This is a genomic window from Micromonospora sp. AMSO31t (assembly GCF_008868175.1).
Classification (GTDB): domain Bacteria; phylum Actinomycetota; class Actinomycetes; order Mycobacteriales; family Micromonosporaceae; genus Micromonospora.
Window position 1 is genome coordinate 1 of the sequence record NZ_WBKT01000117.1, and the last position, 17,455, is coordinate 17,455.

Annotated in this window: 16 protein-coding genes; 5 read left to right on the forward strand and 11 right to left on the reverse strand. The window is 73.8% G+C overall.

Annotated features, from left to right (window positions below; translation table 11 throughout):
* Positions 1–75 precede the first annotated feature (75 nt).
* On the forward strand, positions 76–825 hold the full coding sequence (locus F8274_RS22325; protein ID WP_151464323.1) for a YebC/PmpR family DNA-binding transcriptional regulator: 750 nt from the start codon (positions 76–78) through the stop codon (positions 823–825).
* Positions 826–898: 73 nt separating this feature from the next.
* Here F8274_RS22325 and F8274_RS22330 read toward each other — a convergent pair whose 3' ends face one another.
* From F8274_RS22330 to F8274_RS22350, 5 genes are all read right to left on the reverse strand, one after another.
* A complete protein-coding gene (locus F8274_RS22330) occupies positions 899–1,960 on the reverse strand; it encodes an ABC transporter permease (protein WP_151464324.1) in 1,062 nt (353 codons plus the stop codon).
* Positions 1,957–2,850, reverse strand: coding sequence for an ABC transporter ATP-binding protein (locus tag F8274_RS22335; protein WP_151464325.1), 894 nt, complete (start codon positions 2,848–2,850; stop codon positions 1,957–1,959). Before F8274_RS22335 ends, F8274_RS22330 begins: the two co-directional genes overlap by 4 nt.
* Before the next feature lie 81 nt (positions 2,851–2,931).
* Positions 2,932–3,615, reverse strand: a complete 684-nt coding sequence (locus F8274_RS22340) for a response regulator transcription factor (protein ID WP_151464338.1) — start codon at positions 3,613–3,615, stop codon at positions 2,932–2,934.
* Positions 3,616–3,644: 29 nt separating this feature from the next.
* Positions 3,645–4,925, reverse strand: a complete 1,281-nt coding sequence (locus tag F8274_RS22345) for a sensor histidine kinase (RefSeq protein ID WP_151464326.1) — start codon at positions 4,923–4,925, stop codon at positions 3,645–3,647.
* 105 nt (positions 4,926–5,030) lie between these two features.
* A complete protein-coding gene (locus tag F8274_RS22350) occupies positions 5,031–5,630 on the reverse strand; it encodes a hypothetical protein (protein WP_151464327.1) in 600 nt (199 codons plus the stop codon).
* A gap of 183 nt (positions 5,631–5,813) precedes the next feature.
* Here F8274_RS22350 and F8274_RS32480 point away from each other — a divergent pair, with 183 nt between their 5' ends.
* The gene (locus F8274_RS32480) at positions 5,814–7,220 is read left to right on the forward strand and encodes a serine/threonine-protein kinase (RefSeq protein WP_151464328.1); all 1,407 of its coding nucleotides are present in this window, start codon (positions 5,814–5,816) and stop codon (positions 7,218–7,220) included.
* Between the two features lie 9 nt (positions 7,221–7,229).
* Here the strand turns inward: F8274_RS32480 and F8274_RS22360 are convergent, their stop codons facing one another.
* Both F8274_RS22360 and F8274_RS22365 read right to left on the reverse strand, forming a co-directional pair.
* Entirely contained in the window at positions 7,230–7,775 is a 546-nt protein-coding gene (locus tag F8274_RS22360; RefSeq protein ID WP_151464329.1) for a hypothetical protein, read from the reverse strand.
* Positions 7,768–8,307 (reverse strand): RNA polymerase sigma factor, encoded by a 540-nt coding sequence (locus tag F8274_RS22365; protein WP_151464330.1) that lies wholly within the window; start codon positions 8,305–8,307, stop codon positions 7,768–7,770. Before F8274_RS22365 ends, F8274_RS22360 begins: the two co-directional genes overlap by 8 nt.
* Before the next feature lie 165 nt (positions 8,308–8,472).
* Between F8274_RS22365 and F8274_RS22370 the strand changes: the two genes are divergently transcribed.
* Complete coding sequence (locus F8274_RS22370; protein WP_151464331.1) at positions 8,473–9,042, forward strand: GNAT family N-acetyltransferase; 570 nt, start codon at positions 8,473–8,475, stop codon at positions 9,040–9,042.
* Positions 9,043–9,094: 52 nt separating this feature from the next.
* Here the strand turns inward: F8274_RS22370 and F8274_RS22375 are convergent, their stop codons facing one another.
* Both F8274_RS22375 and F8274_RS22380 read right to left on the reverse strand, forming a co-directional pair.
* On the reverse strand, positions 9,095–10,045 hold the full coding sequence (locus tag F8274_RS22375; RefSeq protein WP_151464332.1) for a permease prefix domain 1-containing protein: 951 nt from the start codon (positions 10,043–10,045) through the stop codon (positions 9,095–9,097).
* Positions 10,042–10,383 carry a PadR family transcriptional regulator gene (locus tag F8274_RS22380; protein WP_151464333.1) on the reverse strand — a complete coding sequence of 114 codons (342 nt, stop codon included), beginning with the start codon at positions 10,381–10,383 and terminating at the stop codon, positions 10,042–10,044. The genes F8274_RS22375 and F8274_RS22380 overlap by 4 nt, the downstream gene beginning before the upstream one ends.
* A 183-nt stretch (positions 10,384–10,566) precedes the next feature.
* Here F8274_RS22380 and dnaE point away from each other — a divergent pair, with 183 nt between their 5' ends.
* Both dnaE and F8274_RS22390 read left to right on the forward strand, forming a co-directional pair.
* A complete protein-coding gene (dnaE, locus tag F8274_RS22385) occupies positions 10,567–14,100 on the forward strand; it encodes a DNA polymerase III subunit alpha (RefSeq protein WP_151464334.1) in 3,534 nt (1,177 codons plus the stop codon).
* An 11-nt stretch (positions 14,101–14,111) separates the two neighbouring features.
* On the forward strand, positions 14,112–15,008 hold the full coding sequence (locus F8274_RS22390; RefSeq protein WP_151464335.1) for a hypothetical protein: 897 nt from the start codon (positions 14,112–14,114) through the stop codon (positions 15,006–15,008).
* A gap of 22 nt (positions 15,009–15,030) precedes the next feature.
* Here the strand turns inward: F8274_RS22390 and F8274_RS22395 are convergent, their stop codons facing one another.
* Both F8274_RS22395 and F8274_RS22400 read right to left on the reverse strand, forming a co-directional pair.
* A complete protein-coding gene (locus F8274_RS22395) occupies positions 15,031–15,711 on the reverse strand; it encodes a response regulator (protein WP_151464336.1) in 681 nt (226 codons plus the stop codon).
* A complete protein-coding gene (locus F8274_RS22400; RefSeq protein ID WP_151464337.1) occupies positions 15,708–17,294 on the reverse strand; it encodes a sensor histidine kinase in 1,587 nt (528 codons plus the stop codon). Before F8274_RS22400 ends, F8274_RS22395 begins: the two co-directional genes overlap by 4 nt.
* Between the last annotated feature and the right edge of the window lie 161 nt (positions 17,295–17,455).

The following is a 17,455-nucleotide window of genomic DNA, read 5'->3' on the forward strand; positions in this document are numbered from 1 at the left end:
GACCGCCCGGCGGTCCCGGTTCGGCGCGGGCGCGGACAGTCGACGCAGGCGTGGGTCAACAGACGGAGGTATGAGATGTCCGGCCACTCAAAGTGGGCGACCACCAAGCACAAGAAGGCCGTGATCGACGCCAAGCGCGGCAAGATGTTCGCCAAGCTGATCAAGAACGTCGAGGTGGCCGCCCGGACCGGCGGCGGGGACCCCGCCGGCAACCCGACCCTCTACGACGCCATCCAGAAGGCGAAGAAGAGCTCGGTGCCGAACGACAACATCGACCGCGCGGTCAAGCGCGGCTCCGGGCTGGAGGCCGGCGGCGCCGACTGGCAGACCATCATGTACGAGGGCTACGGCCCGAACGGCGTGGCGATGCTCATCGAGTGCCTCACGGACAACCGCAACCGGGCGGCGACCGAGGTGCGCACCGCCCTGACCCGCAACGGCGGCTCGCTCGCCGACGCCGGCTCGGTGTCGTACATGTTCTCCCGAAAGGGCGTGGTGATCGTCCCCAAGGAGGGCACCACCGAGGACGACGTGATGATGGCCGTGCTCGACGCGGGCGCCGAGGAGGTCAACGACCTCGGTGAGGCGTTCGAGGTGGTCTCCGAGCCGACCGACCTCATCCCGGTCCGCACCGCCCTGCAGGACGCCGGCATCGAGTACGAGTCGGCCGAGTCCTCCCTCATTCCCAGCGTCAACGTGCCGCTGGACGAGGAGGGCGCGCGCAAGATCTTCAAGCTGATCGACGTCCTCGAGGACTGCGACGACGTGCAGAACGTCTACGCCAACTTCGACGTCTCCGACGAGGTCATGGCCGCCGTCGGCTGACGGCCCCCGACGCGACCGATCTCGCGCCGGACGACAGGATCGTCCGGCGCGAGGTCGTGCCACGGGCCGTTGCTCAGGCGACGGTCTCCCGTGAGCGCCAGGCCGTACGGATCGAGGTGCGGCCGTTGGTGCGCAGCAGCGCGCCCTCGTACACGCGGGCCCCGGCGAGCAGGAACCCGGCGGCCGCCGCCAGCAGCAGGACGAGCGCCACCACCGGCTCCCAGGCGGCCGCGTCCCCGGTGAACAGCCGCAGCGGCATGGCCGTCGGCGCGGAGAACGGCAGGTAGGACAGCACCCGCATGGCGGGCGTGTTGTCGTGCAGGAAGATCACCGCGAAGAACGGCAGCATCACGGTGAGCTGCACCGGCATCGACACGCCGCCGATATCCTCCAGCCGGTTGACCAGCGCGCCGGCCGCCGCCCACATGGCCGCGATGAGCACGAAGCCCAGCAGGAAGAACGGCACGAACCAGCCGATCGCCGGCGCCAGCAGGGAGAGCAGCCCGCTGTCGTCGCCGAACGTCATGCCCGCGAGCGCGACCAGCGCGACCAGCGCGATCTGACCGAGGGCGAGGAGGGTGCCGGCGACGAGCTTGCCGGCGAGTAGCGCCCGGACCGGCACCGCGGCGACCAGGATCTCGACGATCCGGGTCTGCTTCTCCTCGATGATGCTCTGCGCGATCTGCACGCCGAAGCCCTGCGACGTGACGAAGAAGATGAACGCGAACGCGAACGGCACCAGGAAGGCCACGGCCGGGTCCACGGCGTCCGGATTCAGCAGCCGGACCTCGGGCCGGCTGCTCAGCGCGGTCACCACGTCGTCCGGCGCGTCGTCCATGGCGAGCACGGTCGGGCCGGTGACGACCGCGGCGTCCACGTCACCGTCGTGGACGGCCTGCTCGGCGGCCCGGTCGTCGGCGACGACCCGCACCTCCAGGCCGGCGGCCCGCAGCGGCTCGGCGGCCCGCTCGGTCACGGCCACGCTCGACGGACCGCCGGCCAGCACCGCCGGCAGGATGGTCCCCGCCGCGGCGAGCAGCAGGAAGAACACGGTGCTGATCAGGAAGGTCCGGTCGCGCAGCTTGACCCGGATCTCCCGGGCGGCGACCAGGCGGGTGGCCTGCAGGGTGTTCACTGGGCGACCTCTCGGAAGATCTCGGTGAGGGAGGGGCGGACCGGGCGGAACGCGCGGACCGGGCCGCGCGCCAGTGCCGCGTGCAGGACCGGCTGCTCGTCGGTGTCGGGCGCGAGATCGAAGACGGCGCGGGCGCCGTCCAGGTCGACGAGGGTCACCCCGGGCTGGTCGCGCAGCCAGCCGGCGTCGGTCTCCACCACCACCTCGAACCGGGGCGAGGTGTACGTCCGCCGCAGCTCCTCCCGGTCGCCGGCGGCCCGGATCACCCCGTCCGAGATGATCACCAGGTCGTCGCAGAGCCGCTCCACGACGTCGAGCTGGTGGCTGGAGAAGAGCACCGGGACACCGGCGGCGGCCCGCTCGCGCAGCACGCCGACGACGGTGTCGACGGCCAGCGGGTCGAGGCCGGAGAACGGCTCGTCGAGCACCAGCACCTCGGGCTCGTGCACCAGCGCGGCGGCGATCTGGGCGCGCTGCTGGTTGCCCAGCGAGAGGGTTTCCAGCAGGTCGTCGCCACGCTCGGCGAGACCCACCCGCTCCAGCAGAGCGTCCGTGGCGCGCCGGGCCGCCGCGGCGGTCATCCCGTGCAGCTGGCCCAGGTAGGTCACCTGTTCCCGGACGCTCATCTTCGGGTAGAGGCCGCGTTCCTCGGGCATGTAGCCGAAGCGCCGGCGGGCCTCCGCCGTCAGCGGCGCACCCTGCCAGGTCACGCGGCCGGCGTCGGCGGCGAGGACGCCGAGGATGATCCGCATGGTCGTGGTCTTGCCGGCGCCGTTGCCGCCCACGAAGCCGGTCATCCGGCCGGCCGCCACGTCGAAGGACACGTTCCTGAGCGCCGGACGGTCGCCGAAGCTTCGGTCGACGCCGTCGAGGCGGAGCACATCGGTCACGGCGACCACGCTAGAGCCGCGATCTTGGGCTGCCGTCCGTCCGTGGGTGGAGATCCGGCATCCCCCCGGCGACGGAGCCGGTCACCCGCCGGGCCGCACCACCCCCTGCTCGTACGCGAAGACCACCGCCTGGACCCGGTCGCGCAGGCCCAGTTTGGCGAGCACCCGGCTCACGTGGGTCTTCACCGTGGCCTCGCCGAGGTGCAGGTCGGCGGCGATCTCGGCGTTGCTCGCGCCCCGGGCGAGCAGGACGAGGACCTCACGCTCCCGCGGGGTGAGCTCGTCCAGCGGCGCGCCACCCGCCGCCACACCTCCCGCCCACGTGCCGGCCGGCCGGGCGAAGGTGGCGATCACGCGCCGGGTCAGTTCCGGGGCGAGCAGCGCGTCACCCCGGGCCAGCACCCGGATCGCCTCGACCAGCGCCTCCGGGGTGCCGTTCTTCAGCAGGAAGCCGCTGGCCCCGGCCTGGAGGGCGGCGAAGAGATAGTCGTCCCGGTCGAACGTGGTGAGGATGAGGACGGCCGGCGCGCCGGGGGAGCCCGGCGCGGTGATCTGCCGGGTCGCCTCCAGGCCGTTCATGCCGGGCATCTCCACGTCCATCAGCACCACGTCGGGGTGCAGCGCCCGGGTCATGCCCACCGCGCGCTCGCCGTCGGCCGCCTCGCCGACCACCGCCAGGTCGTCCTCCACCTCGAGGATGACCCGGAACCCGGTACGCACCAGGTGCTGGTCGTCGGCGAGCAGCACCCGGATCGGTCGGTCCACGCCGGGCACCCCGGCCGCGTCGGGCGCGGTCACGCCGCCTCCGTCAGGGCGACCGCCAGCGGGAAGCGGGCGCGGACGCGCCAGCCGCCGCCGGCCCGGGGGCCCGCCTCCAGCGCCCCGCCGTGGGTGGCGACCCGTTCGCGCATGCCGACCAGGCCCAGCCCGTCGGCGTTCGCCGGGTGGGTGGACCGTCCGTCGTCGGTTACGTCGACCTCGACCTCCCGGGCCAGGTAGCGGATCCGCACGTCGAGGGCGCCCACGCCGGTGGCGTGTTTGAGCACGTTGGTCACCGCCTCCTGGACGACCCGGTACGCCGCCTGGGACACCGACTCCGGGAGCGGGATCGCGTCGCCGTACACCCCGAGGGTGGCCCGCAGCCCGGCGTCGCGGGCCCGCTCCACGACCGCGGCGACCTCGTCGATCCCGGCGGGCGGCCCGCCGGGACCGGGGGCGCCGTCACCGGCGCGGAGCACGCCGAGCATGCGGCGCAGCTCGTCGACCGCCGTGCGTGCGGTCTCCTCGATCGCCGTCAGGGCCGTCCGGGCCTTCGCCTGGTCCCTGTCGAAGACCCGCCGCGCCGCCGACGCCTGCACCCCCATCACCGACACGTGGTGGGCGACCACGTCGTGCAGCTCGCGGGCGATCCGTACCCGTTCGCCGATCACCGCCCGCCCGCGCGCGTCGGCCTGGGAGCGGCGCAGCTCCTCGGCCCGCTCCGCCAGCTCGTGCTGCCGCCGGGCGGCCAGCCACGCGGTCTGGCCGAAGAAGTACGCGAAACCGAAGAAGAGGCCGTTGACCAGCACCCCGGTCACGATGGCGGCGAGCACGGGCGGCACCGGTCCGGCCGCGCGGGCGAACGCGTCCGGCGGGATGCTGCCGACGCTGACGGCGTAGTACACGCCGAGCCAGGCGAACATCGTGGCGATGACCCCGACGCGCAACCGGCGGGCCAGCCTGCGGTCCGGCCCCCAGGCGCCGAGCGAGTACAGCGCGGCGAACAGGGACCACGAGGAGAGCTGCGTCTCCGGGGCGGAGCGTGCCTGGGCGGCGATGAAGAAGGCCGACACGACGACGGTGGTGGTGGCCGGGAACCGTCGCCGCCAGATCAGCGGCAGGGTCACCGCGACGGTCCAGAGGACCTGCTCCGGCCAGGACGGCGGCGGGCCGAGCAGGAACGCGCCGGTGCTGTGGGTCAGGGTGAGGCTGAGCAGGGCCAGCACGGTCACGGCCAGCCCGCCGTAGAGGTCGAGGCGCAGGTGCTCGGGAGCAGGCCCGGGCCGGCGCCAGTTGTCGGCCGTCGCGGTGGTCACCTGACCAAGACTCTCATCCCGCCGTCCGGCGCCGACCGGGGTCCGGGGTGGGGGGCCGGTGACGGGCCGCCGGCCCGGCGCGGGGCCGGGCCGGCGGTGTCCCGGTCAGCAGGAGCCGCCCTGCCGGAAGTTCCGCTCGACGAAGGACGCCGGTCCTACCTCGAAGTAGCCGACGCCGGGCCGGATCGGGTGGCCGGTGAACAGTTCCACCCGGGACCCGAACCGCACCAGGTACGCCTCGGCGTCGCCCGCGTCGTTGCGGATCAGCGCCCCGCGCCGCCCGTACCTGCGCTCCAGGTCGGGGAAGGACATGCCGACCGACGCGCCGGCGGGGGAGCGGGGCGGCACGGTCGCCGTGCCCACCGACACCAGCCGGCCGTTGCGGAAGGCCAGCAGGATCACCCCGGCCCAGGCCCCGGTGGCGCCGGCGTGCTGCACCCCGGCGCAGCCGGGCGCCGTCCAGTCGATCAGGCCGGCCGCCGAGAGGCGGTCCAGCCGGGCGCCGATCCGGTACGGCCCGGCGCCGTGGACGCTGAGCACCCTGACCTCCGTGGCGGCGGAGGACGCCGGGCCGCCGGCCGGCGTGCGGACTTCCGTCGCCCGGGCCGCCGGGGCGCCGGCCGAGGCCGGGCCGGCGGCGGTCAGCGGGGCGACGGTGGTGAGGGCCAGCAGCCCCGTGAGGACGGTGGGCCAGAGTCGGTTCATGGCAGCTCTCCTTCCGGGTGGTTCTCCTGCCCTGTTGGTCTCCGGCCCGGCGGGTTCGGTTCGTCGGGTTCCCGACCGTCCGGCGCGGGACGCCCGGGCGGGGCCGCGGGGAGTGCCAGGGTGCGGCTGCGGCGTCTACCGTCGACTCAACGGCGGCCGGGTGGCGCTCCCGGGGGTGATGCGATGACCGCGCCCACGCGGATCGGGGCGTACCGGGTGGAGCGACTGCTCGGGGCGGGGTCCTTCGCCACGGTCTGGCTCGCGCACGACCCGGTGCTCGACGGCCGGGTGGCGATCAAGGTGCTGGCCGAGAACTGGAGCCACGACCTGCGGGTCCGGGAACGTTTCCTGGACGAGGCCCGGCTGCTGCGGCGGCTCGACCACGACCGCCTGGTCCGGGTGCACGCCGTGGGCGAACTGCCCGACGGCCGCCCGTACGCCGTGCTGGCCTGGGCGGACGGCGGCAGCCTCCGGGACCGGCTGGCGCGGGGCACGCCGCCGGTGGCCGACGCCGTGACGCTGCTCGACGAGATCGCCGCGGGGGTCGCGGTGCTGCACCGGCACGGGGTGGTGCACCGTGACCTGACGCCGGGCAACATCCTCTTCCGGTCGGGGTCCGGCCACGAGCGGGTGCTCATCGCCGACCTCGGCCTGGCCAAGGCGCTCGCCGCCGCCTCCGGGCTGACCGCTCGGGCGGGCACCCCCGGCTACATGGCGCCGGAGCAGGACGACCCGTTCGCCGTCGTCGACACCCGCGCGGACGTGTTCGGGCTGGGCCGCCTCGGGCTCCGGCTGCTCGGTGACGCCACGGTGCCGGCACACGTCCGGGAGGACCGGCGGGGCGGGAGGGCCCTGCCGCGGCTGCGGGTCGGTGTGCCGCCCGGGGTGGCCGCGGTGCTCCGCACCGCCACCGCCGCGCGGCCGGCCGACCGCTACCCGGACGCGGCGGCGTTCCGGGCGGCCCTCCGGCACGCCGCGACGGCCCCCACCGGGCGGGCCGCGGCAACCGCCGCCGCGCCTTCCGGTGGGGCCGCACCCCGGCCGCGCCGGCGGCGGCTCGCCGCGGCGGCGGCGGTCGCCGTGCTGCTCGTCGCCCTGGGCGCCACCGCGGGTGACGCCGCCGGCCGCACCCCGACCGGCGCCGTGGCACGCAGCGGAGCGTTGACCGTCGCACTCCCGGCCGGCTGGCGGGCCGGCGGCACCGGCTGGGCCGGGCAGTACGGCGACGACGGCGAGCTGGAGCCGGCGCTGGTGCTGTCACCGGACCCGGGCCGCTGGGGGGCGGACCCGCGCCTGCCCGGCGCCTTCATCGGCCTCTCCGCCGGCACGGCCCGCCGCACCACCCCCGAGGGCTTCCTCGCCGAACGCCCGCACGCGGACTGCGCCGCGGCGCCGCCGCGACGCACCCGGCAGGCCGGCATCGACTGGCTGGTCGCCGCGTTCGCCTGCCCCGGCGTCCGGTCGGTGATCGTCGAGGCCGCCGCGCGGGCCGCCGGTCCGGCCGGTCTGCTCTACGTGCAGGTCACCCCGCCGCCGGGCAGTGGCCCGGGCTTCGTGGACGACCTGCTCGCCGGGGTCCGGGTCCGGTAGGCCGCCCGGTCAAGCCACCACCACCGTGATCGGATACGCCCGGCCGTCCTGGGGGATGGTCACCACGACGGTGCCGGTCCGCACGAACCGGATGTCCACCACGCCGGCCTCGTAGCTGCGGGACACCAGATCCTCCCGGTCCACGGTGACCTCGCCCGGCCCGATGCCGCGGATGCGCAGCACCCCTCCGGTGGCGAAACAGAGCGACCGCACCAGCGCCAGCTCTGTCTCGGCGAGGACCAGGTCGTAGCGCACCGCCCCGAGGCAGGCGCCCGGCAGCGCGGTCGACGCCGGCGCGGCCGGACGGGTCGTCCGGCTCCGGCTCGGCGCGGGGCCGCGGCTCGGCGGGGCGGCCGTCGACGGCGCCGGGGCGGGAGCGGCGGAGGTGGGCGGCGCGGCGGCGCCGACGGTGCTGGCCGCCGGGGTCGGTGGCCGGACCGGCAACGGCGAGACCGGGCGGCGGTCGGCGCAGCCCGCCGCCCCGGCGAGGGCGGCCAGGGCGGCCAGGGCGGCCAGGGCGGCGAGCCGGTGACCCCGGCGCGGCGGCTCAGCCATCGGACATCCGCTGCCGGACCTGCCGGCGGGCCTCATGCAGCCGGGACTTGACGGTCCCCTCGGGCAGGTCGAGCAGACCGGCGATCTCGCGGTAGCTCAGCCCGAGCACGTCCCGCAGGGTCACCGCCTCGGCGAGCTCGGGCGGGACCGCGTCGAGCGCGTCGAGCAGGTCGAGCCGGGTGCCGGCCACCACGCTGGTCCGCCGCGGATCGGGCGGGTCGGGCAGCGGCACGCCGCCGGCCTCCAGCTGCCAGCGCCGCCGCAGGACCCGGTAGGTGGAGCGCGCCCGGTTCGCGGTGAGCCGGTAGAGCCAGGTGTGGAACGACGACCGCTCCGCGAACCGGGTGATCCCCCGGGCCAGGGCCAGCAGCGCGTCCTGGCAGGCCTCCTCGGCGTCCTGGCGGTGGGGCAGCAGGCGGGCGCACTGGCGCAGCACCTCGGGCCGCACGGCGACCAGCAGCGTGTCGAGCGCCCGCGGGTCGCCGCGGGCGGCCGACCGGGCCAGCTCGTCGGTACCGTCCGGGAGAGGCATCAGCGTGTCCAGTGCTCGCCGGTGTGCCGGGCCTCCAGGCTATGCCCGCCGCCGCCCGACCGCCCCGGACGAGTCCGGCAGCCGACGCAACTCCCGGCCGCCTCGCCGGGGTCGCCGGGGGAAACTCGGCTGACCGCCCGGCCGCGACGCTCGTACCCTGCCGGCATGCTCGTTCCCGACCTGCCGCTGCGCACCGAGCGCCTGCTGCTGCGCGCCTTCACCCTCGCCGACCTGGCCGCCCTCCGCGACTACCGCGGCCGGCCGGAGGTCACCCGGTTCCTCTACCACGAGCCCTACAACGACGCCGCCGCCCGGGCGGCGGTGGACCGGATGGTGCGCCGGACCGCGCTGCGCCAGCCGGGTGACGTGCTCAACCTGGCCCTCGTCCTGGCCGAGACCGGCGAGTTCGTGGGCGACGTGCTGCTGAGCTGGACCAGCGGGGAGCACCGGCAGGGCGAGATCGGCTACGTCGCCCACCCCGACCACACCGGCCGGGGGTACGTCACCGAGGCGGCCCGGGAGATGCTGCGGCTGGGCTTCGACGGCCTCGGGCTGCACCGGATCGTCGGCCGGCTGGACGCCCGCAACACGGCCTCGGCCCGGGTGCTGGAACGCCTCGGCATGCGCCGCGAGGCGCACCTGCGGGAGAACGAGTTCGTCAAGGGCGAGTGGACCGACGAGGCCGTGTACGCCGTGCTCGCCCGCGAGTGGCGGGCCCGAACCGCCACCTCCTGAGCCGGCGCGGCCCGGCACCCGCGTGGGTGCCGGGCCGCGCCGGTCGTCGGCCTCAGTGCCGGTTGCGGTACGCCTTGATCGCGCTCTCGACGACGTCCCAGACGATGACCAGGACGGTGCCGGCCACCACGATCGTGGCCACGGTGTTCAGGTTCTCCTCGCGCCCGAGCCACTCGAAGCGGTCGACGAAGTCGGGGTTGAGCAGCCGGTCGGTCGACATCAGCCAGATGACCGGCACCGCGAACGCCAGGTCGAGCACCGCGTTCACGGCGACCAGCGGCCACGTCCACCGCCCGGCCCCGTACTTGGCGATCTCCAGGCCGACGCTGGCGACGAGCACGGCCATGAGGAACGGCAGCCAGAAGCTCCACAGCGCCGGGTCGAGGATCGGCAGGTTGCCGTCGGCGCCGTTCGGCACGAACGAGTGGAAGTGCTGGATCGGCAGGTAGGCGATGACCAGCACCAGCCAGCCGATCGCGGCGGTGACGTCGACCAGGGTGATCTGCCGGTTGGTCTGCACCTCGGGGAGTTGGTCGACGCTCCACGCCGGCAGGTTCAGCGACGTGTTGGTCCGTTCGAGCACCGCGAAGACCAGGGTGACCCAGAAGGCGATCTGGACCGCGACCTCCAGGGCGGTGGCGATGCCCGCGCCGACCGCGCCGCCGGGGTTCTCCCCGTCGGTGGCCTCCAGCAGGCCGACGATGATCCCCACGGTGGCCGGGACGAAGCTGAGCAGCAGCTTCATCAGCCGCTCCCACGCCAGGTAGTAGGTCGGGCCGATGAGCTGGAGGCGCCGGTCGGCGTAGCGGGCGGCGAGCTGGGCCGGGTTGCCCAGTTCGGTGAGGACCTCGCGTTCGGCGGTGTCGGCGTCCCGGCCGTCGGCGCGGCGGCCGTCGATCATGTCCTCGATCGAGCCGCGCAGCTCGGTCTCGATCTCGGCGCGCCGGGCGGCTGGCACCGTCCGCAGGGTGGCGGCGAGGTAACGGTCGGTCAGCGAGCTCATCGCTCCACTCCTTCGATCAGGCTGGTGAGAGAGGTCTGGACGGCGGCCAGGTCGTCGAGGAGTCGCCGGAGCAGGCTCTCGCCCTCGTCACTGGTCCGGTAGAACTTGCGCGGTCGGCTCTCCTCGGTGTTCCACTCGCTGGTCAGCAGCCCCTGCTCCTCGAGGCGGCGCAGTAGCGGGTAGAGCGTGTTGGCGTCCACCGGGAAGCCGTGGCCGGTGAGCCGTTGCAGCAGTGCGTAGCCGTAGTCGGGACGGCGCAGGGCGACCAGGCTCGCCACCACGACGGTGCCCCGACGCAGTTCCTGGAGGTGGGTCCGGAGGATCTCGTCGGTGACCATGCATCACACGATAGTGTGTGCCACACACCATTGTCTAGCTCCACACCATCGTGTGGCGCACGATGCTGTGGAGGAGACGCCGACCACCGTCGGCGCGGCCGGTGGAGCCGCGGAGTTGACCTCGGTAGGGTGGGTCCCGGTCGGTTCCGACCGCCCAAGATCCACAGCTGGGGGGCGCCACGCATGGGCGATTCGTTCGCGCATCTGCACGTACACACCGAGTACTCGATGCTCGACGGGGCGGCCCGGCTCAAGGACCTCTTCGCCGAGGCCGCGCGGCTCGGCATGCCGGCGGTGGCGATCACCGACCACGGCAACATGCACGGCGCGAACGACTTCTACAAGCAGGCCATGGCCGCCGGGGTCAAGCCGATCCTCGGCGTCGAGGCGTACGTGGCGCCCGAGTCGCGCTTCCACAAGCAGCGGGTCAAGTGGGGGCGCCCGGAGCAGAAGAGCGACGACGTCTCCGGCAACGGCGCCATCACCCACATGACCATGTGGGCGGCGAACCGCGACGGCCTGCACAACCTGTTCAAACTCAACTCCCGTGCCTCCATGGAGGGCCACTACGTCAAGTGGCCCCGGATGGACATGGAGCTGATCGCCGAGCACGCCGAGGGGATCATGGCCACCACCGGCTGCCCCTCCGGCGCCGTGCAGACCCGGCTGCGGCTCGGCCAGTTCGACGAGGCGCTCAAGGTCGCCGCCGCCTACCAGGACATCTTCGGCAGGGACAACTACTTCCTGGAGATCATGGACCACGGCCTCGACATCGAGCGCCGGGTCCGGGACGGGCTCACCGAGATCGCCCGCAAGCTCGACATCCCGCCGGTGGTCACCAACGACTCGCACTACACCCACGAGGCGCAGGCCGAGGCGCACGACGTCCTGCTCTGCGTGCAGACCGGCAGCAACGTGGCCGACCCCAACCGGTTCCGCTTCGAGGGCGGCGGCTACTTCGTGAAGTCGGCCGAGCAGATGCGCGCCGTCGACTCGTCCGAGCTGTGGCAGCAGGGCTGCCGCAACACCCTGCTGGTGGCCGAGAAGGTCGACCCGGCCGGGATGTTCGAGTTCCACAACCTGATGCCGCGGTTCCCGATCCCCGAGGGCGAGACCGAGGAGTCCTGGTTCCGCAAGGAGACCTTCGCGGGGCTGGCCCGCCGCTTCCCGAACGGCATCCCCGAGGGCCACGTCGTCCAGGCGGAGTACGAGCTGGGCGTCATCATCCAGATGGGCTTCCCGTCCTACTTCCTCGTGGTCGCCGACTTCATCCAGTGGGCCAAGAGCCAGGGCATCGCGGTCGGCCCGGGCCGTGGGTCGGCCGCCGGCTCGCTTGTCGCGTACGCCCTGGGCATCACCGACCTGGATCCGATCCCGCACGGCCTGATCTTCGAGCGGTTCCTCAACCCCGAGCGCATCTCGATGCCCGACGTCGACATCGACTTCGACGAGCGCCGGCGCGGTGAGGTGATCCGGTACGTCACCGACAAGTGGGGCGAGGACAAGGTCGCGCAGATCGCCACCTTCGGCACCATCAAGGCGAAGGCCGCGATCAAGGACTCGGCGCGGGTGCTCGGCTACCCGTACGCGGTGGGCGACCGGATCACCAAGGCGATGCCCCCGGCCGTCATGGGCAAGGACATCCCGCTGTCCGGCATCTTCGACCCGAAACACCCGCGCTACGCGGAGGCGGGCGAGATCCGCGGCCTCTACGAGTCCGACCCGGACGTCAAGAAGGTCATCGAGACGGCGAAGGGCATCGAGGGCCTGATCCGGCAGACCGGCGTGCACGCCGCCGGCGTCATCATGTCCGCCGAGCCGATCATCGAGCACATCCCGCTGATGCGGCGCGACTCCGACGGCGTCATCATCACGCAGTTCGACTACCCGACCTGCGAGTCGCTCGGGCTGCTGAAGATGGACTTCCTCGGCCTCCGCAACCTCACGATCATCGACGACGCGGTCAAGAACATCCAGCTCAACCACGGCAAGGAGCTGGACCTGCTGGGCCTGCCGCTGGACGACAAGGCGGCCTACGAGCTGCTCGCCCGCGGCGACACGCTGGGCGTGTTCCAGCTCGACGGCGGGCCGATGCGCTCGCTGCTGCGGCTCATGAAGCCGGACAACTTCGAGGACATCTCCGCCGTGCTGGCGCTCTACCGGCCCGGCCCCATGGGCGTGGACTCGCACACCAACTACGCGCTGCGCAAGAACAGCCTCCAGGACATCACCCCGATCCACCCGGAGCTGGAGGAACCGCTGCGGGAGATCCTCGCCCCCACCTACGGCCTGATCGTCTACCAGGAGCAGGTGCAGCGCGCCGCGCAGATCCTCGCCGGCTACACCCTGGGCCAGGCGGACCTGCTGCGCCGGGCGATGGGCAAGAAGAAGAAGGAGATCCTCGACAAGGAGTTCATCCCGTTCCGGGACGGCTGCCGCGAGCGCGGCTACTCCGACGAGGCCATCCAGGCCGTCTGGGACGTCCTCGTCCCGTTCGCCGGCTACGCGTTCAACAAGGCGCACTCCGCCGCCTACGGCCTGGTGTCGTACTGGACCGCGTACCTCAAGGCGCACTACCCGGCCGAATACATGGCGGCGCTGCTCACCTCGGTCGGCGACGACAAGGACAAGATGGCGCTCTACCTCTCCGAGTGCCGCCGGATGCGCATCCAGGTCCTCCCGCCGGACGTCAACACCTCGGCCGGGCCGTTCACCCCGGTCGGCGAGGACATCCGGTTCGGCCTGGCCGCCGTGCGCAACGTCGGCGCGAACGTGGTGGCGGCGATCATGCGGTGCCGCGAGGAGAAGGGCGAGTACGCCGACTTCTACGACTTCCTGTCCAAGGTGGACGCGGTCGCCTGCAACAAGAAGACCATCGAATCGCTGATCAAGGCGGGCGCCTTCGACTCGCTGGGGCACAGCCGCAAGGGCCTGCTCGCCGTGCACGCCGACGCCATCGATGCGTACGCCGACGTCAAGCGCAAGGAGGCCGTCGGCCAGTACGACCTGTTCGGCGCCGGCTTCGGCGACGCGGACACCGGCGGCAGCACCACGGTGATGCCGGTCATCGGTGACAGCGAGTGGGACAAGCGGGACAAGCTCGCCTTCGAGCGCGAGATGCTCGGCCTGTACGTCTCCGACCACCCGCTCTTCGGCCTGGAGCACGTGCTCGGCGCCGCGGCCGACACCACCATCGCCGCCCTCTCCGAGGAGGGAACCGTGCCCGACGGCGCGGTGGTCACCCTCGCCGGCATCCTCTCCGGCGTGCAGCGGCGGGTCACCAAGCAGGGCCGGGCGTGGGCCTCGGCCACCCTGGAGGACCTGGCCGGCGGCGTGGAGACCCTGTTCTTCCCCAACACCTACGAGGTGATCGGGCAGTACATCGCCGAGGACGCCATCGTCGTGGTGAAGGGCCGGGTGGACCGCCGCGACGACACGCCGCGGATCATGGCCATGGACATGCAGATGCCCGACATCAGCAGCAACCCGGCGAACAAGCCGGTCACCCTCACCATCCCGGTGCATCGCTGCACGCCGCCGCTCGTGGAGAAGCTCAAGGAGACGCTGGTGCTGCATCCGGGCGACACCGAGGTGCACGTCAAGCTGCTCAACGGCGGCAAGACCACCACGCTGCGCCTGGGCCCGTTCCGGGTGGCGGCCACCACCGCGCTGATGGGCGACCTGAAGAGCGTCCTCGGCCCGGCCAACGTGAGCTGACCGCCCGTCCCGTGCCCGCCACTCCGCTGCTGCGCGTCCGGGACCTGGTGCCCGACTTCGTCGCCTGCCTCGACGAGTGCGCGGGGACGCCCGCGGCGGGTTGGCCGGACCGCTGGCGGTCCCGGTACCTTGCCCGGCACCCCGACGTGTTCCGGGCGCTGGACCGGGGCGGCACCTGCTCCGGCGCCGAGGAGGTGGCCGAGGTGCTGCTCGGGCTCCGCGACCGGGCTGCCGACCTGGCGGCCCGCACCGAGGCGGTACGCGCCCTCCTGCCGTCCGGTGTGGCCGCGGTATGTGACGCGCTGGCCTGGTCGGACACCACCGACCCGGTCGAGTGCGTGGTGCTGGTCGGGCTGCACCGGGCCAACGGGTGGGCCGACGAACTCGACGGCCGGTTCGCGCTCTTCCTCGCCGTGGAACAACTCGGCCCGCCCGGCGACGACCGGCTTCTCGTGCTGCACGAGGCGGCGCACGTCGTGCACGACCGCCGGGCGGGGATCCACGCGTGGCCCGACCACGGGGTGGCGAACGCCCTGCTCACCGAGGGCCTGGCCACCCAGGTGTCGGCGGAGGTCGACCCCGGCCGGCCGGACGAGGACTACCTGTGGTTCGGCCGCCCCGGCTACCGGGCCTGGTGGGACGAGTGTCGCGGCCGCTGGCCGGAGATCCTGGGCCGGGTCTGTGCCGACCTCGACGCCACCGACCCGGAGCACCACGCCGCCTACTTCCTCATGCGGGACTCGCCGCTCGGCGGGGACCTGCCCAAGCGCTGCGGCTATCTGGTCGGCCTCGCGGCGGTGCGGCGGCTCCGGGAGCGCCACACCCTGCCCGAGATCGCCGCCTGGTCGCTGCCCCAGGTCCGGGCGGAGTTGGGCGCCGCGCTCGCGGACCTCCCCGTCCCCGCCTGAGCCCCGGCGTCCTGCCCGACGGTCACACCGGCCGGTACTCGACCTCGGGGCGGCCGGGGGTGCCGTAGCGGGGCGCCCGGACCGCGCGGTCGGCGGACACCAGGTATTCGAGGTAGCGCCGGGCGGTCACCCGGGAGATCCCGGTGCGCCCGCTGACCTCGGTGGCGGAGAGCCCGCCGTCGCCGAGGGCGGCCAGCACGGTGTGCAGGGTCTGCTCGTCCAGGCCCTTGGGCAGGGTGTGCCGGGTCGCGCCGCGCAGGGTGGCGAACATCCGGTCCACCTCGTGCTGGGCGGCCACCTCGCCGTCGGCGAGGGCCTGCCGCCGGTAGTCGGCGTACCGCTCCAGCTTGTCGCGGAACGCGGCGAAGGTGAACGGCTTGAGCAGGTAGTGGGTCACCCCGAGGGACACCGCGGTGCGGACCACCGCGAGGTCCCGCGCCGAGGTCACCGCCAGCACGTCCACGCTGCTGCCCGCCGCGCGCAGGGCCCGGCACACGTCCAGGCCGTGCAGGTCGGGCAGCCGGAAGTCGAGCAGGACCAGGTCGACGTCGGCGCCGCCGCGCTGGCGCAGCGCCGCCATCGCGTCCCGCGCCGTGTGCGCCACGCCGACGACCACGAAGCCGGGCACCCGTTCGGTGTACGCCCGGTGCGCCTCGGCCAGCAGCGGCTCGTCCTCCACCACCAGCACCCGGACGTCGCTCATCGGGCCACCCGCGGGACCGGCAGCCGGACGGTGAACACCGTCTCCCCGTCGTCGGTGCGGGTGACCTCCGACGCGCCGCCGTGCCGGCGCACCACCTGCCCGACCAGCGCCAGACCGAGCCCCCGGCCGGCGCTCTTGGTGGACCAGCCGCGCCGGAAGGCGTCCGCCACCCGGTCCGGGTCCAGCCCGGGGCCGCTGTCGCCGACCCGCACCACCAGCTCGTCGTCGACCGTGCCGACGAAGACCCGCACCCGGCGCGGCGGCGGGGTGCCGGCGACCGCTTCCAGGGCGTTGTCGACCAGGTTGCCGACCACGGTGAGCAGGTCGGTGGTGGGCAGGGGGCTGTCGTCGAGCCGGCAGTCCGGCTCGACCACCAGGTCCACGCCGCGCTCGCCGGCCCGCGCCGACTTGCCGAGCAGCAGGGCGGCGAGCGCGGGCTCGGTCACCGCGCCGACCACCCGGTCGGTGAGCTGCTGGGCGAGCGCCAGGTCGCGGGTCGCCAGCCGGACCGCCTCGTCGGTCCGGCCCAGCTCCACGAGGGTGAGCACGGTGTGCAGGCGGTTCGCCGACTCGTGGGTCTGCGCCTGCAGCGCCTCGGTGAGGGCGCGGACCGAGTCCAGCTCGCTGGCCAGGTTGCGCAGCTCCGTCTGGTCGCGCAGGGTCAGCACGGTGCCGAGCGCCGCGCCCTCGAAGCGGGTCGTGCGCTGGTTGGCCACCAGCACCCGGTCGCCGGCCAGGATCGGCTCGTCGTGCGCGTCCCGGCCGGAGTCGAGCAGCTCGGCCACCGCCGGAGGCAGGTCGATCCCGGCGACCGGCCGGTCGATCACCGCGGCGTCGTCGGCCAGCCCGAGCAGCCGGCGCCCCTCGTCGTTGACCAGCGCCACCCGGCGGTCCCGGGTCAGCACCAGCAGCCCCTCGCGGACGGAGTGCAGGACCGCGTCGTAGTACTCGTACATCCGGGTCATCTGGCTCGGGCCGAGACCGTGTGTCTGCCGGCGGAGCCGGCGGCTGAGCAGCCAGGACCCGGTGGCCGCGAGGGCCAGGGCTGGTGCGGCGGCGCCGACCAGCACCGGCACCTGGGCGAGCAGCTTCCGGTTGATCTCCCGGGTGGTGATGCCCACCGAGACCAGCCCGATGATCCGGCGCCGGTCGTCGTACACGGGGACGACCGCGCGCACCGACTCGCCGAGCGTGCCGACGTTGGTCACGGTGAACGGCTCGCCGGAGAGGGCCGGGCCGATGTCGCCGATGAACGGCTGCCCGACGAGCTGCGGGTTCGGGTGCGAGTAGCGGGTCCGGTCCGGGGCCATCACCACCACGAAGTCCGTTCCGGTGGCGACGCGGGTGGCCTCCGCGTACGGCTGGAGGGTGGCCGGCGGGTCGGCGCCGGTGAGCGCGGCGCGGACGTTGGGGGAGCCGGCGACGGCCTGCGCCACGGCCAGCACCTCGTCCTCGGCGGCCTGGTGGGAGTCGCTGCGGGCCAGCCAGACGGCGCCGGCCGCGCCGGCCAGCACGAGCAGCGTCACCACCACCGCCTGGAGGGCGAAGAGCTGCCCCGCGATGCTCCACTGCCGTCGGGCCACGTTCCCCCTCCTTCCGCCACCGGGTCGCCGGCAAGTCTGGCGCACGCTCCCGGTGCGGTTTCGGCCGTGCGCTGCACGGGTGAACAGAATGAACGCAAGCGTGCCCCGGGGTGAGATCGGCCTCACATTGTGGGCATGGACACCACCACCCCACCCACCCC

What these genes read in the sequence shown, in the direction of transcription:
- F8274_RS22325 (WP_151464323.1), top strand. Translation starts at nt 76, where the DNA reads ATGTCCGGCCACTCAAAGTGGGCGACCACCAAGCACAAGAAGGCCGTG.
- F8274_RS22350 (WP_151464327.1), bottom strand. Translation starts at nt 5,630, where the DNA reads ATGAACCGACTCTGGCCCACCGTCCTCACGGGGCTGCTGGCCCTCACC.
- F8274_RS32480 (WP_151464328.1), top strand. Translation starts at nt 5,814, where the DNA reads ATGACCGCGCCCACGCGGATCGGGGCGTACCGGGTGGAGCGACTGCTC.
- F8274_RS22360 (WP_151464329.1), bottom strand. Translation starts at nt 7,775, where the DNA reads ATGGCTGAGCCGCCGCGCCGGGGTCACCGGCTCGCCGCCCTGGCCGCC.
- F8274_RS22365 (WP_151464330.1), bottom strand. Translation starts at nt 8,307, where the DNA reads ATGCCTCTCCCGGACGGTACCGACGAGCTGGCCCGGTCGGCCGCCCGC.
- F8274_RS22370 (WP_151464331.1), top strand. Translation starts at nt 8,473, where the DNA reads ATGCTCGTTCCCGACCTGCCGCTGCGCACCGAGCGCCTGCTGCTGCGC.
- F8274_RS22375 (WP_151464332.1), bottom strand. Translation starts at nt 10,045, where the DNA reads ATGAGCTCGCTGACCGACCGTTACCTCGCCGCCACCCTGCGGACGGTG.
- F8274_RS22380 (WP_151464333.1), bottom strand. Translation starts at nt 10,383, where the DNA reads ATGGTCACCGACGAGATCCTCCGGACCCACCTCCAGGAACTGCGTCGG.
- dnaE (WP_151464334.1), top strand. Translation starts at nt 10,567, where the DNA reads ATGGGCGATTCGTTCGCGCATCTGCACGTACACACCGAGTACTCGATG.
- F8274_RS22395 (WP_151464336.1), bottom strand. Translation starts at nt 15,711, where the DNA reads ATGAGCGACGTCCGGGTGCTGGTGGTGGAGGACGAGCCGCTGCTGGCC.